The 12,266-nt window shown below is 69.8% G+C and carries 13 protein-coding genes; 6 read left to right on the forward strand and 7 right to left on the reverse strand.

Going from position 1 to position 12,266, the window contains the following annotated elements:
- Window positions 1-11: 11 nt before the first annotated feature.
- From EV192_RS52755 to EV192_RS52765, 3 genes are all read right to left on the reverse strand, one after another.
- Window positions 12-488, reverse strand: a complete 477-nt coding sequence (locus EV192_RS52755; RefSeq protein WP_132126395.1) for a pyridoxamine 5'-phosphate oxidase family protein — start codon at window positions 486-488, stop codon at window positions 12-14.
- Window positions 489-521: 33 nt separating this feature from the next.
- Window positions 522-866: a hypothetical protein gene (locus EV192_RS52760; RefSeq protein ID WP_132126396.1), complete on the reverse strand. Its 345-nt coding sequence runs from the start codon at window positions 864-866 to the stop codon at window positions 522-524.
- Window positions 867-970: 104 nt separating this feature from the next.
- On the reverse strand, window positions 971-1,486 hold the full coding sequence (locus tag EV192_RS52765; RefSeq protein ID WP_132126397.1) for a hypothetical protein: 516 nt from the start codon (window positions 1,484-1,486) through the stop codon (window positions 971-973).
- Between the two features lie 63 nt (window positions 1,487-1,549).
- On the opposite strand from EV192_RS52765, the gene EV192_RS54540 reads away from it, so the two are divergent.
- The gene (locus tag EV192_RS54540) at window positions 1,550-1,714 is read left to right on the forward strand and encodes a hypothetical protein (RefSeq protein WP_165961065.1); all 165 of its coding nucleotides are present in this window, start codon (window positions 1,550-1,552) and stop codon (window positions 1,712-1,714) included.
- Window positions 1,711-2,484, forward strand: a complete 774-nt coding sequence (locus EV192_RS52770) for an LmeA family phospholipid-binding protein (protein ID WP_132126398.1) — start codon at window positions 1,711-1,713, stop codon at window positions 2,482-2,484. Before EV192_RS54540 ends, EV192_RS52770 begins: the two co-directional genes overlap by 4 nt.
- On the opposite strand, the gene EV192_RS52775 is transcribed toward EV192_RS52770, so the two are convergent.
- Both EV192_RS52775 and EV192_RS52780 read right to left on the reverse strand, forming a co-directional pair.
- Window positions 2,481-3,134, reverse strand: coding sequence for a hypothetical protein (locus tag EV192_RS52775; protein WP_132126399.1), 654 nt, complete (start codon window positions 3,132-3,134; stop codon window positions 2,481-2,483). The genes EV192_RS52770 and EV192_RS52775 overlap by 4 nt on opposite strands.
- Before the next feature lie 71 nt (window positions 3,135-3,205).
- Window positions 3,206-4,396 (reverse strand): ROK family transcriptional regulator, encoded by a 1,191-nt coding sequence (locus tag EV192_RS52780; RefSeq protein WP_132126400.1) that lies wholly within the window; start codon window positions 4,394-4,396, stop codon window positions 3,206-3,208.
- Window positions 4,397-4,499: 103 nt separating this feature from the next.
- On the opposite strand from EV192_RS52780, the gene xylA reads away from it, so the two are divergent.
- Window positions 4,500-5,669: a xylose isomerase gene (gene xylA, locus EV192_RS52785; RefSeq protein WP_132126401.1), complete on the forward strand. Its 1,170-nt coding sequence runs from the start codon at window positions 4,500-4,502 to the stop codon at window positions 5,667-5,669.
- A gap of 38 nt (window positions 5,670-5,707) precedes the next feature.
- Window positions 5,708-7,321 carry a serine/threonine-protein kinase gene (locus EV192_RS52790; RefSeq protein ID WP_132126402.1) on the forward strand — a complete coding sequence of 538 codons (1,614 nt, stop codon included), beginning with the start codon at window positions 5,708-5,710 and terminating at the stop codon, window positions 7,319-7,321.
- A gap of 26 nt (window positions 7,322-7,347) precedes the next feature.
- On the opposite strand, the gene EV192_RS52795 is transcribed toward EV192_RS52790, so the two are convergent.
- Window positions 7,348-8,877 (reverse strand): NPCBM/NEW2 domain-containing protein, encoded by a 1,530-nt coding sequence (locus EV192_RS52795; RefSeq protein ID WP_132126423.1) that lies wholly within the window; start codon window positions 8,875-8,877, stop codon window positions 7,348-7,350.
- Window positions 8,878-9,172: 295 nt separating this feature from the next.
- Here EV192_RS52795 and EV192_RS52800 point away from each other — a divergent pair, with 295 nt between their 5' ends.
- Together EV192_RS52800 and EV192_RS52805 are read left to right on the forward strand one after the other, a co-directional pair.
- Window positions 9,173-10,000 carry a helix-turn-helix transcriptional regulator gene (locus EV192_RS52800; protein WP_132126403.1) on the forward strand — a complete coding sequence of 276 codons (828 nt, stop codon included), beginning with the start codon at window positions 9,173-9,175 and terminating at the stop codon, window positions 9,998-10,000.
- 21 nt (window positions 10,001-10,021) lie between these two features.
- Window positions 10,022-10,876 (forward strand): LLM class flavin-dependent oxidoreductase, encoded by an 855-nt coding sequence (locus EV192_RS52805; protein ID WP_132126404.1) that lies wholly within the window; start codon window positions 10,022-10,024, stop codon window positions 10,874-10,876.
- On the opposite strand, the gene EV192_RS52810 is transcribed toward EV192_RS52805, so the two are convergent.
- Window positions 10,873-12,057 (reverse strand): MFS transporter, encoded by a 1,185-nt coding sequence (locus tag EV192_RS52810; RefSeq protein WP_132126405.1) that lies wholly within the window; start codon window positions 12,055-12,057, stop codon window positions 10,873-10,875. The two genes, EV192_RS52805 and EV192_RS52810, sit on opposite strands and share 4 nt — an antisense overlap.
- Window positions 12,058-12,266 lie beyond the last annotated feature (209 nt).

Here is a 12,266-nt window from a genome sequence, read left to right on the forward strand (position 1 = left end):
CGAACAGAGTGTCAGAAGTGAGCTGTCCTCGGTGTGAAGTGGATCGGGAACCCGGTGCCGTCATACACGTGAACGCTGCGCGGATCCAGGCGCAACGGTGTGAAGGCGGCGTCGGCGGCCCCGTCCGGGATGAATCCACTCAGGTCGTAGCCACGGGGCGGCGGCGTGGTCATGAACAGGTCCCAAACGCGGGATTTCGTTTCGACGTCCTGCACCCAGGACGCCACGCACTCGGCCAACACCACCCGCTGGTCCGGACTCCAGTACGACACCGCCACGTTCGGGTTGGCCGCGAGATGCCGGGCCTTGACCGGGGTCCGGCCGGTGACCACCCAGCCCACCGGCCGCCCGTCGACGATCTCCCACAGCGGGTGCAGAATTCGCGACCGCGGCCGGCCGGCGTCGTCGACCGTGGTCACGCTGCACCAGATCACGTCGTCGGTGATCCGGACGAAGTCGTCCCGCAACGCCTCGAACAGCTCGGCCATCCGGCAGCCCCTTTCCCTGATATGCGAATGTGCTCAGCCGGCGGCGTGACAATCGGCGCAGACCCACCGGCCCGCCGGTGTCGTATTCCACCCCGAAGTGGTGAGCGCGGTGCGCAGCAGCATGTGCGCGCCGGCAGGTTCGACAGGTGACTTCAGCACCACGAGCGGGCCGTCCCCACAATGGGCGCAGTCGACCGAGGCGAAGACGTTTCCGGGTGCGCACTGATGGCAGTAACGGGCCTGGCGGATCCGGCCGTGCGCGATCACCCACCAGGACACGGCCAGGTCGGCCAGCATGTCCGCATGCTCGTGCCGGCCGTTCGGGCGGTGCCGGCAGATCGGGCAACGCCGGGCCGTGAAACTCCGCGGAGCATCCACGTTGATCATGATGCACAACCGCGGCCAATTCGACAAGACAATTCACTCAGCCGGCGGCACCCGTTCAGAATTTCGTCACGAAGATATGCGCGCGGAAACGTGTTTCACGCATAATCTCCGGGCTGCCAGTAGCGCGAGTACTCGTCGCCGGCGAGCCATTCCGGGCCGGTCACACCCTCGCCCGCACACCATTCCAGCAGTCCCACCGTCCACAGCACACAGTGCACCACCACATCGAGCACGGCGATCGCACTCTGTTCGTGCAACGCCAGATCCAGCTGGTATTCCATGTCCCTGGGCTGGTCGTTCAACGCGGCCAGCAGCGCGCGGACCGCGGCGCGCAACGGCGGCGGCAGGTCGTCGATCGGCACCGCCAGCTCGCCCTCGTCGCGCAGGTCCACCGCGAAGATCGCGTCCTCGGGCTGGCCGCCCGCCCGTAACAGCATCATCTCCGCGGTCGCCGCGACGAGCTGCCCGACGACCAGCCGGGTGTCCGGCCCGCCGTCCCCGGTGACCTGCCGCAGCAGATCGAAGACGGTGTCCTTGTCGCCGCCCCTGGCCACGGACACCAGTTCCCGCACGCTCGCCCGCGCCCGCTCCAGTGCTCCCCTGTCGTCCATCCGCGCGGGGTACCCCGGCGGACAGACCGCGAACCACCGGCGTTTTCCAGCTACCGTAGAGGGATGGCACAGTTCGGTGAGCTCCTCGGCGGCCCGAAGCTGCGCAAGGAGACCGAGGAGGAGGCCGGCACCGGCGAACGGTTCGAGCACGGGCCGCTCGACCTGGACTCCGGCGTGATCCCGATCCGGCCGCGGCCGGCGCCGCACCGGCCGGACGAGGACGGGTGACCTGGCCGTGGCGCGAGCTGGAAGGGCTGCTCGCGGTCGGTAAGGCGCTGCTGCCCGGACTCGCGAACAGCCCGGCCGCCGTGCTCCAGATGGCGGTGCGGGTGGCCGGCGACCGGGTCGTCGGCCGGCGCGTGACCATGCGCGTCGGCGAGCACGACGTCGAGCTGACCCCGGTCGAGATCGACACCGACCTGGACACCGTCGGCCTGGCCCTCGGCCAGGTCCCGCACGTGAAGATCGTGGCCGAGGACGTCACCTGGCCGGACGCGCCGCTGACCCGGCTGTCCCTGGTGTGCGCCGACGTCCGGTTCCAGTCGTTGCCGGTGCCCAGCGTGGTCGCCGGGTCGGTGGCCCTGGAGATCACGGTGTCCGCGGACGTGGTCCGGGCCAAGGTGGCCGAGCTGCAGCCCAAGCTGGTGATGGACATCGGCGCGGACAGCGTGGTGCGGGTGCGGTGGGCCCGTCGTCCCAGCTGGGGGCACCTTGAGGTGGAACCGGTGCTCGACCCCACCCAGGGTCTCGTCCTGGCGCCTCAGGTGTTGCAGGTGGCCGGTTTGCGGTTCGGTGCCGTGCGCCGGATGCAGCCGACCGTGGTCGAGATCCCGGACCTGCCTCGCGGCCTGCGGCTCACCGCCGTCGAACCAGGCCCGGGTGAACTGGTGCTGCGCGGTGAGGCGGAGCGGTGGCGGGAGAACATCCCGTTGACGGACCTGCTGACCTGGCTGGCCACCGCGGCGGCCACGCTCACCCTGCCGCGGTTCCCCGGCTAGTTCGTGATGACTGCGACATCGCCGGGGCCGTACTGACGGACCATGGCGGTCAGCCGGGCGAGGTCGAACTGGCCGCGCGGCACAACGATTCCCGCGACCAGCGGGCAGCCTGGCCGCGGCAGCGCGCCGACCTGGATGTCGTGCCCCGGCCCCGGGTCGGTGACCACCAGTTGGGCCACGTCCGGCCACCGCACCACCGACTCGCCGATGGTCACCCCGACCGGGTCCACCTGCACCGCGGTCATCCGCTTCTGGTGCCAGACCATCAGCGGCGGAAACGCCAGCAGGACGACCAGTCCCACTCGGGCGTGCAGGGCGAACCCGATCAGCCAGGCGATCCCGAGCAGGCCCACCAGACCGCCCCACAGGACAAAAGCCGCCATCGGGTCGAACGGCTTGGTCGCGCGGAACATCATCCGGCGGGCCGCGGCGTTGCGGGTCGCGGTCGCCCCGCTGATGAGGGCCACGGCGACGAACGACGCGATGACCAGATCGGCCGTGCCAGGGGCGTTCTTGGCGCCGTGATCGGCGCCCAGGGCCATGAACAGGCCGCCGACCGTGATCAGCAGAGCCAACCCGCCGAGGGCGAACATGACCTTGCTGACCTTGAACAAGCGATGGGCTTCGCGCGCCTGCTGCGGGTGGACCATCGTGCTCTCCTCTGCCTGTGCCGGAATGACGGCAACGCTAGGCAGCCGCACATGAGATCCCGATGACAGAGTCAGGTCGTGGGAACTGACGCGGTGATGAACGGGTCCGGGTCGGCGACGATCGCCCGGACCGCCGAGGACGCCGCGCCCCGGACCGCCGCCTCGGTGCCGAGGGTGGAGCGCAGGATCCGGACCTGCGACCAGTCCGCGCTGATCACGCGCAGGTCGAGTTCCTCCTGCAGCACCTCGCGCAGCCACGGTTCCAGCACCGCGTAGGTGCCGCCCAGCACGATCGTCGGCACGTCCAACAGGTTGACCACATTGGACAGTGCGGTGCCGAGCCAGCGGGCCACGCCGCGGACCGCCGTGACCGCCTTGCGGTCGTTGTCCCGCAGGCGCAGCACGAGCGTGTCCACGTCCGGCGCGCCGGACTGACGGAGCAGGGTGTCCTGCCCGGCGACCACTTCAAGGCAGCCGCGGGCGCCGCACGAACACTGCGGGCCCTTGGCGTCCACGGACAGGTGGCCGATCTCGCCGCCGAAGCCGCGCACCCCTTCGAACAGGGTCCGGTCCATCACGATCCCGGCGCCGATGCCGATCTCACCGGACACGTGCACGAAGTCGCGCAGGTCCTCGTGGCCGCCACCCCACAGTTCGCCGAGCGCGGCGAAGTTGGCCTCGTTGCCGACCAGGATCGGGATGTCCGCCAGGTCGGCCCGGTCGCGCAGTTCGGCGTGCACGTCCACGTCCCGCCAGCCGAGGTTGGGCGCGGTCCGCAGGAACCCGGTGGCCGACTCGACCAGGCCGGGCACGGCCACGCCGACGCCGCCGACCCGGACCGGCAGTTCCGCCATCGCCGCCCGCACCGCGCGGCCGACCTTCACCAGCACCCGGTTGGCCGGCTGGGCGCGGTTGTCCGCCGGCCGGATGCGCTGGCGGCCGACCCGGCCGGTGAGGTCGACCAGGCACGTGGCGATGTAGTCGACGCCGATCTCCACGCCGAGGCCGTGCGGGCCGGCGGGGGAGAGGGTCAGCGCGGTGCCGCGCCGGCCGGGACCGTCCCGGCGGGTGGGTTCGCCGTCGACCACGAGGTCGGCCGCGATCGCGCGGTCCACCAGGCTGGACACCGTCGCCTTGGTCAGTCCGGTCCGTGCGGCGACACCCGCCCGGGAGATCCCGGGCGAGTCCGCGATCGTGCTGAGCACGAGCGCGGAGTTGTGCCTGCGCACGGTGTGCTGGCCGGCTGGCCGCGGCTGGGTCACCAGCCGATATTAGTGGCGGGGCCGGTGTGCTCACAGTTGCCTCGCCGGCCGGGTACGGATAAGTTCAGTGACCGAACTATTATTCACGCCAACGGGAGGCGTCGTGGTGGCAGAGCCCACTCGCGCGGACAAGTTCAGTTTCGGCCTGTGGACCGTGGGCTGGCGGGCGGTGGACCCGTTCGGCGACGCCACCCGGCCGGCGCTCGACCCGGCCGAGGCCGTGCACCGGCTCGCCGAGCTCGGTGCGTGGGGGATCTCGTTCCACGACGACGACCTGATCCCGTTCGGCTCGGACGACACCGAACGCGCCCGGCACATCGCCCGCTTCAAGGACGCGTTGGCGCAGACCGGGCTCGTGGTGCCGATGGCCACCACCAACCTGTTCACCCACCCGGTGTTCCGTGACGGCGCGCTCACCAGCAACGACCGGGCCGTTCGCCGGTACGCGCTGCGCAAGGTCATGCGGAACATGGACCTCGCGGCCGAACTGGGCGCGGAGACGTACGTGCTGTGGGGCGGCCGGGAAGGCTCCGAGACCGACGCGGCCAAGGACGTCGCCGCGGCGCTCGACCGCTACCGGGAAGGCATCGACACCCTCGCCCAGTACGTGACCGACCGCGGATACGGGCTCAAACTGGCCCTCGAACCCAAGCCGAACGAGCCGCGCGGCGACATCTTCCTGCCCACCATCGGCCACGCGCTCGCGTTCATCAGCCAGTTGGACCACCACGAGATCGTCGGGCTCAACCCGGAGGTCGGGCACGAGCAGATGGCCGGCCTGAACTTCGTGCACGGCATCGGCCAGGCGTTGTGGCAGGGCAAGCTCTTCCACATCGACCTCAACGGCCAGCGCGGCCCCCGGTACGACCAGGACCTGATCTTCGGCCACGGCGACCTGCTGTCCGCGTTCTTCCTCGTCGACCTGCTGGAACACGGCGGCTACACCGGCCCGCGACACTTCGACTACAAGCCGTTGCGGACCGAGGACAGCACCGGCGTGTGGGCCAGCGCCGCCGCCAACATGCGCAGCTACCTGTTGCTGCGGGAACGTGCCCAGGCGTTCCGGGCCGACCCGGCGGTTCAGGCGGCGTTGGCGGAGTCACGCGTGCCCGAGCTGTCGACGCCGACGCTCGCGCCCGGGGAGACGGTCGCGGACCTGCTCGCGGACTCCTCGGCGTTCGAGGAGTTCGACCCGGACAAGGCCGCCGAACGCGGCTACGGCTTCGTCACCCTGTCCCAGCTGGCGTTGGAGCACGTCCTCGGCAGCCGGTAGCACTTTGCCCCATCGGACATCCCGGCCGGGCAGCCGGCATGGAACACTCGGCCCTCATGCGGCAGATCGGCAGCCAGATCGCGAACGGGCGCTACACGCTCGTCCGTGAACTCGGGCGCGGCGGAATGGGCGTGGTGTGGCTCGCGACGGACTCGATGCTCGGTCGGGACGTCGCGGTGAAGGAACTGCTGCTGCCGCACAACGTTCCCGCTGACGAAGTCGCCGTCTATCAGGAGCGGGTGCTGCGCGAGGCGCGGATCGCCAGCCGGTTGGCGAACGCGGCCGTGGTCACTGTGCACGACCTCATCCAGGAGGCCGGCCAGACCTTCATCGTGATGGAGTACGTCCAGGCGCCCACGCTCACCGAGCTGGTCGAACGGGACGGCCCGATGCCCACGGTCCGCGCCGCGCGCCTGGCCGAACAGCTGTTGTCCGCGTTGGAGTCCGCGCACGACGCCGGGATCGTGCACCGGGACGTCAAGCCGGGCAACGTGATGGTGCCGGCCAAGGACACCGCGAAGCTGACCGACTTCGGCATCGCCCAGACCTTCGACGACCCCCGGCTGACGTCGACCGGGGCGTTGATCGGCTCACCGGCCTACATGTCGCCGGAACGGCTCGAAGGCGGCGAGGTGTCCCCGGCGTGGGACCTGTGGGCGCTGGGCGCCACGCTGTTCTTCGCGGTCGAGGGCTTTTCCGCGTACCAACGGCAGACGACGTCGGCGACGATGCTCGCGGTGATGACCGAACGGCCCGAGCCACGCCGGTGCACCGGGCCGCTGGCCGAACTGGTCATGGGACTGCTGGAGCCCGATCCGGAACGCCGGCTCAGCCCCGCCCGCGCCCGCCAGCTGATCGGGCACGCCATCAGCGGCAACTTCCCGATCGACCCGCCGACCGTCCGGACCGCGCCGGTTCCGCTGCCGGTTCCGATGCCGCCGCGGCAGATGCTGCCCGTCCACCCGCCGGCCAAGCGGAAGCGGCACGTCGGGCTGCTGGTCGCGGGGGCGGCTGTCCCGCTGGTCCTGGTCGTGGTGTTGATCGTCGCGCTCACCCAGAAGTCCGGCGGCGGCCAGGCCGTGGACACCGGCTCGGGCTCGGGCTCATCGTCGCCGAGCGCGACCCTGCCGTCGACGCCGGGGCAGCAGCCGTACGTTCCGGCGACGTCGTCGTCGACACCGAAGAAGGTGACGCCGACGAAGGCCATGGTGCCGGTCATGACGAACGGGCCGGGCGGGGACATCGTCGACACGATGGGTGCGATGATCGACGGCGACTGCATGAAATGGGTGCCCAAGAAGGGCGGCAAAGCCCCGGACATCGACGCCGACACCGGCTGCTACGGCCCGTACGACGTGCAGGTCCTCACCCAGACCTGGGCCGACCGGGAACTGGAGAAGGACAAGCCGTACCCGGGCCTGGACAGCCTCAAAGAGACCTGGGCGAGCTACTGCACCCAGCTGTTCGAGTCCAAGCTCGTCACCACGCCGAACAAGGACGACGTGCTGCGCTACTGGGTGTTCGTGCCGACCGAGGAGGCGTGGAAGGTCAAGGTCAGCGGTGGCTACCGGCTCTCGCACCGGCTGGTCTACTGCTTCGTCGGCCGGGCCGACGGGGCGAAGCTGACCGAGCCGGTGATGGAGAAGTCGTAGTGGGCCGCGCGGCCCACACCGGAGTGTCAGCTACAGGTGATGGTGGCGTCCGCCCAGTCCGCGTGGTCGTAGTTTGGACCGTCCACTGTGGGCAGTACGGCGAGGTTGACGTACTGCGCGCCGGTCACGTCTGCGGTCACGCGTTTCGGACCGTCCGTTCCGTGCACGACGCCCGCGGTCGCCCGCATGGTTCCCGAGGCCCACACTTCCATTGCCACGGCGCCGTTGTTGCCCGTCTCGTCGTCGACTCCGGCCCATGCCTGGAATGTCGTGCACCTGCCGCCGAGGTAGTAACGCACCTCGCTGCGGCTGTGCACACCAAGGCCGTGCGCGTAGGTGGTGCCGCCGATCGTCAGGGTGCGGCCGTCACCGGCGGCTTTCTCGCCGTTGCTGCGGTCGATCTCGACCGGGCCCCAGCCGTTGGCGGACATGCTCGCCCGCAGGGACGAGACCTGCGTGGTGCCGGCGGGCGGCGCGGTGAACGTGCCGGCCCGGCTGACCCGGTAGACCACGGTCCCGTGCGCCGGGACGGACGCGCTGATCGTGCCGGTGGTGGACGTGACTGCCTTGGACCACAGGTCTTTGAGCTGGAAGGACGAGGCGTTGCCGAGCCCGGCCGCGGTGGCCGTGGTGCTGATCGTCGCGGTCGAGCCGTTCTCGTTGAACAGCGCGACGGCCACGTCGCCGTTGTCCAGCGGCTTGGTCAACACGTGCCGGCCGTTCGTGGCGCTGATCTCGGTGGCTTGGACACCGAGACTGTCCTGGTCCAGGGCGATCACGTCCCGGTTGGTCAGGATCGCGAGGGTGGCGGGACTCGCGGTCCGCAGGTCTGTACCGATCAGCAGCGGACTGTTCATCATCGACCAGAGGCTGAAATGGCTGCGGTACTCGGTGTCCGTCATGCCGCCGTTGCCGACCTCCAGCATGTCCGGATCGTTCCAGCCGCCGCGCTGCGAGTTCACCGCCAACTGCACGTTGGCCTTGAAGATGCCGAGCATGCTGCCCCAGTTGTCGGCGATGTCACCGGTGGTGCGCCAGCTGTTGCCGACCGACTGTGCCCAGGTCCACGGGCTGTTCTGGCCCCACTCGCAGATCGAGAACAAGATCGGCCGGCCGGTGGCGCGTAAGGCGTCGCGCATCGCCGTGTACCGCTGCTGGGCGCTCTGGCCCAGGTGGTCGCCGCAATTGTCGTATTTGAGGTAGTCCACGCCCCAGGACGCGAACAGGTTCGCGTCCTGCTGTTCGTGGCCGATCCCGCCGGGGAAGCCCTGGGTGTCGCACGTGACCGTGCCCGCGCTGGTGTAGAGGCCGAACTTCAGGCCCTTGCCGTGCACATAATCCGCCACGGCCTTGATGCCGTTGGGGAATCTCGTGTGGTTCGCCACCAGGTCGCCGTTGCCGTCCCGGCTCGGTTCGGCCCAGCAGTCGTCGATGTTGACGTAGCTGTAGCCGGCGTCCTTCAGCCCGGTCGAGACGAACAGGTCGGCGATCCCCTTGACCATCTGCTCGGTGAACTCGGCCCGGCAGTGCGTGGAGTTCCAGTTGTTGAAGCCCATCGCGGGGGTCGTCGCCAGGCCGTTCTCCAGCGCGGACGCGGTGGGCGCCACGATGGGCGCGATGATCAGCCCCAGCAGGGTGACCCCGGCGACGCCCAGTGCGGAACGACGCTTCGTTGCGTGTTTCACTCCAGCCTCGATTCCTCAATAACGAACGAGAAAGACCAAGAAACATCAGACTTGAACAGAACGGCACGGTCAAGAGTCACTGTGCGTGATGCCGTCGATCGGGCTAGCCACTGACTACCAATGCCAGGGGACGGCACGGCTCGGCCAGGTGATAGACGATGTATCCATGGGCGATCAGCGCAACACCGAACTCGGTGACTTCCTCCGCTCCCGGCGGGCGGCCCTCTCCCCGGCCGAGAGCGGCGTGCCCACCGGCGGGTCGGCGCGCCGGGTGCCGGGACTGCGCCGGGAGGAGGTCGCGCAGCTCGCGGGTGTGAGCGTGAACTACTACACCCGGATCGAGCAGGGCGAGAGCCACCAGATGTCCGACTCGGTGATGGAGGCGATCGCCAATGCGCTGCGGCTCGACGAGGGCGAACGGCTGCACCTGTTCCGGCTCGCGTGGCCGGCCCAGGTGACCCGGCGGGAGACCGGGCCGGAACGGATTCGGGCCACCGTCGTCGCGCTGGCCGAGAGCAACACCGAGCAGGCCGTGATGATCGTGGGCCGCCGGACCGACCTGCTCGGCGGCAACCGGCTCGGGTTCGCGCTCTACGGGCTGAGTCCCGACCAGCGGCCGAACATAGCCCGGATGATGTTCCTTGAACCGGCCATGCGCGACCTGGTCGTCGACTGGCCCGACCAGGCCCGCAACATCGCGGCCTACCTGCGGATGGCGTCCAGCGACCAGCCGGACGACCGGCTGCTGGCCGAGCTGATCGGCGAGCTGTCCATCAAGAGCGAGGACTTCGCCCGGATCTGGGCCGCCCACCCGGTCGGCGAATGCCTCCACGGTGTCCGCGAGTACCAGCACCCCCTGGTCGGGCACCTGGTCCTCAACGAGGAAAGCCTGCGCCTGCCGGACGACCCCGGCCAACGGATCCTGTTCTTCGGGGCGGACGCGGGCTCCGACTCGGCCGAGCGGCTGCGTCTGCTCGATTCCCTTGTGTCATAACCATTGTTGAAAAGGAGCACTATGAAGATCGGCATCGGGCTGCCCAACCAGGTGCGCGACGTCCGCGCGGACGTCATCCCGGCGTGGGCGAAGAAGGCCGAGGAAGCCGGCTTCGCCTCGCTCGGCACCATCGGCCGGATCGCGTACCCGGGTGTCATGGACACCGTCGCGCTGGCCGCGGCCGCCGGTGCGACCAGCACGATCGGCCTGGTCAGCACGGTCATGCTGACGCCGGTGTGGCCGTCGACCCTGATCGGCAAGGAGCTCGCCGGCATCCAGGGCGTGTCCGGCGGACGGCTGACGGTCGGCATCGGCGTGGGTGGCCGGCCGGACGACTTCGTCGTCGACGGCCTCGGTGAAAAGGGCACGGGCAAGCGGCTGAACAGCGCGGTGGAGGAGTGGCGCGGCCTGTGGTCGGGCGAGAAGGTGCACGGCGGTGACAACGTCGGCGTGCCCGGCGGGTCCATCGACGTGCCACTGCTGTTCGGCGGGTTCGTCCCCGCGGCGATGGACCGAATCGCCAAGTACGGGCAGGGACACGTCAGCCCGGCCATGCCGCCGGAGCAGCTCAGCCAGATCTTCGGCGGGGTCCGTGCCGCGTGGCAGGAGCACGGCCGCGAGGGGTCGCCCCGGTTCGTCGTGATCAGCTACTTCGGGCTGACCGACCTCGAAAAGGGCCAGGACAACGAGCGCCACTACTACGCGTTCGGCGGGCCCGAATACGCCGAGCAGGTCGCGGGCGGCATCCTCGGCAGCGCCGACGCGCTCAAGGCCACGCTGAAGGCGTACGAGGGCATCGGCACGGACGAGCTGATCCTGCACCCGAGCACCGACAACCTCGACGAGATCGCCCGCCTGGCTGACATCGTCCTTTAGTCAGCCGCTCGGCTGGCGAAGAACACCGCGACGACGACGAGCACCGCTCCGCTGAGCCACAGCGGGGCGGTCAGCCCGAACCCCGCGCCGATCCCGCCGCCGGCCAAGGCGCCCAACGGGCCCGCGGTCATCGACAGGGTGCGGCTCGCCGCGTTGACCCGCCCCAGCACCGCGGTTGGGACCACGCGTTGCCGCATCGACGTCGACAGCACGTTCCACACCGCGAACCCGAAGCTGACCACGCTCAACGTCACCGCCGCCAGCACCGGCGTCGGCCACATGGCCAACACCAGGTTGGACACCGCGACCACACCGAGCGCCATGATCTGCGCCGAACGCTGACCCCAGCGACGGGTCAGCCTCGGTGTGACGACCGCGCCCACGATGCCACCGATCGCGCCGACCGCCAGGATCGCCCCGAACCCGGCCGCGGACGTGCCCACCAGAAGCACCAGCAACGGTTCCCACATCTGGGTGACGAACGTGAGACAGGCGCCGGTCACGATGACCAGCCGTACCTGCCGTGACCGCCACAGCCAGCGCGTGCCCGCGACCGCCTCCTTCAGTACAACGCCTGGTGTCGCGGGCTTTTCGGCGACCTGTGCCGGGGTTCGTAGGCGTAGCACCAGAATCAGCCCGGCGAACATGGCGAACGCGGTGAGCGAGAACGGGAGTGGCGCGGCCACCGCGAAGATGACACCGCCCACGGCCGGGCCGATCAGGTCCTGGCCGAGCCGCTCCACGCTGACCAGGGCGCCGTTCGCGCGCTCCAGGCTCTCCACCGGGACGACCCGCGGGATCATCGACTGGCTGGCGTTGTCGTACGCGGCCTCGCCGATGCCGAGCAGGAACGTCACCACGTACAGCAGCAGGAGTTCCCGGACGCCAAGCACCAACGACACCGCAAGGACCGCGAACAGCACGGTCCGGGCGATGGCCGCGCCGAACAGGTACAGCTCCGGTCGACCTCGGTCCACAAGGGCGCCGATGGGCAGACCGAACAGCATCCACGGCACGTACGCGCACGCGGTCAACCCTCCGACGAGTACCGCGTCGTGCGTGATTCCGGCTGCCAGCAGGGGCAACGCGACCTGGCGGATCCCGTCGCCCAGGTTCGCCAGGCCGGACGCGGCCACCACTCGCCGGTAGCCGCGGGTCGTCACCGACTGGGTGGCCGTCATCCTCCCGAGTCCACTGTGGAGGGCAGGTTCGGCCGTCCGGTCCTGGTGTGTGTTCGGGCCGTCCGGTTATCGTCCGATGGCGGGGTGATCAGCGGGTGCAAGGTCATGGTGGGTGGTCAGCCGGTCGCAGGGTCGGGACAATGGGTGAGCGTACCCGGACTCGGAGTCACCGGGCTTTCATCGGACTTTCACCGCCCGGATGGACCACT

It is taken from the genome of Actinocrispum wychmicini (assembly GCF_004345645.1).
GTDB lineage: Bacteria > Actinomycetota > Actinomycetes > Mycobacteriales > Pseudonocardiaceae > Kibdelosporangium > Kibdelosporangium wychmicini.

Excerpts from the sequence above, each read along its gene's own strand:
- EV192_RS52755 (WP_132126395.1), bottom strand. The coding sequence starts at position 488 with ATGGCCGAGCTGTTCGAGGCGTTGCGGGACGACTTCGTCCGGATCACC.
- EV192_RS52765 (WP_132126397.1), bottom strand. The coding sequence starts at position 1,486 with ATGGACGACAGGGGAGCACTGGAGCGGGCGCGGGCGAGCGTGCGGGAA.
- EV192_RS54540 (WP_165961065.1), top strand. The coding sequence starts at position 1,550 with ATGGCACAGTTCGGTGAGCTCCTCGGCGGCCCGAAGCTGCGCAAGGAG.
- EV192_RS52775 (WP_132126399.1), bottom strand. The coding sequence starts at position 3,134 with ATGGTCCACCCGCAGCAGGCGCGCGAAGCCCATCGCTTGTTCAAGGTC.
- EV192_RS52790 (WP_132126402.1), top strand. The coding sequence starts at position 5,708 with ATGGAACACTCGGCCCTCATGCGGCAGATCGGCAGCCAGATCGCGAAC.
- EV192_RS52795 (WP_132126423.1), bottom strand. The coding sequence starts at position 8,877 with ATGGGCTTCAACAACTGGAACTCCACGCACTGCCGGGCCGAGTTCACC.
- EV192_RS52800 (WP_132126403.1), top strand. The coding sequence starts at position 9,173 with ATGGGCGATCAGCGCAACACCGAACTCGGTGACTTCCTCCGCTCCCGG.
- EV192_RS52805 (WP_132126404.1), top strand. The coding sequence starts at position 10,022 with ATGAAGATCGGCATCGGGCTGCCCAACCAGGTGCGCGACGTCCGCGCG.
- EV192_RS52810 (WP_132126405.1), bottom strand. The coding sequence starts at position 12,057 with ATGACGGCCACCCAGTCGGTGACGACCCGCGGCTACCGGCGAGTGGTG.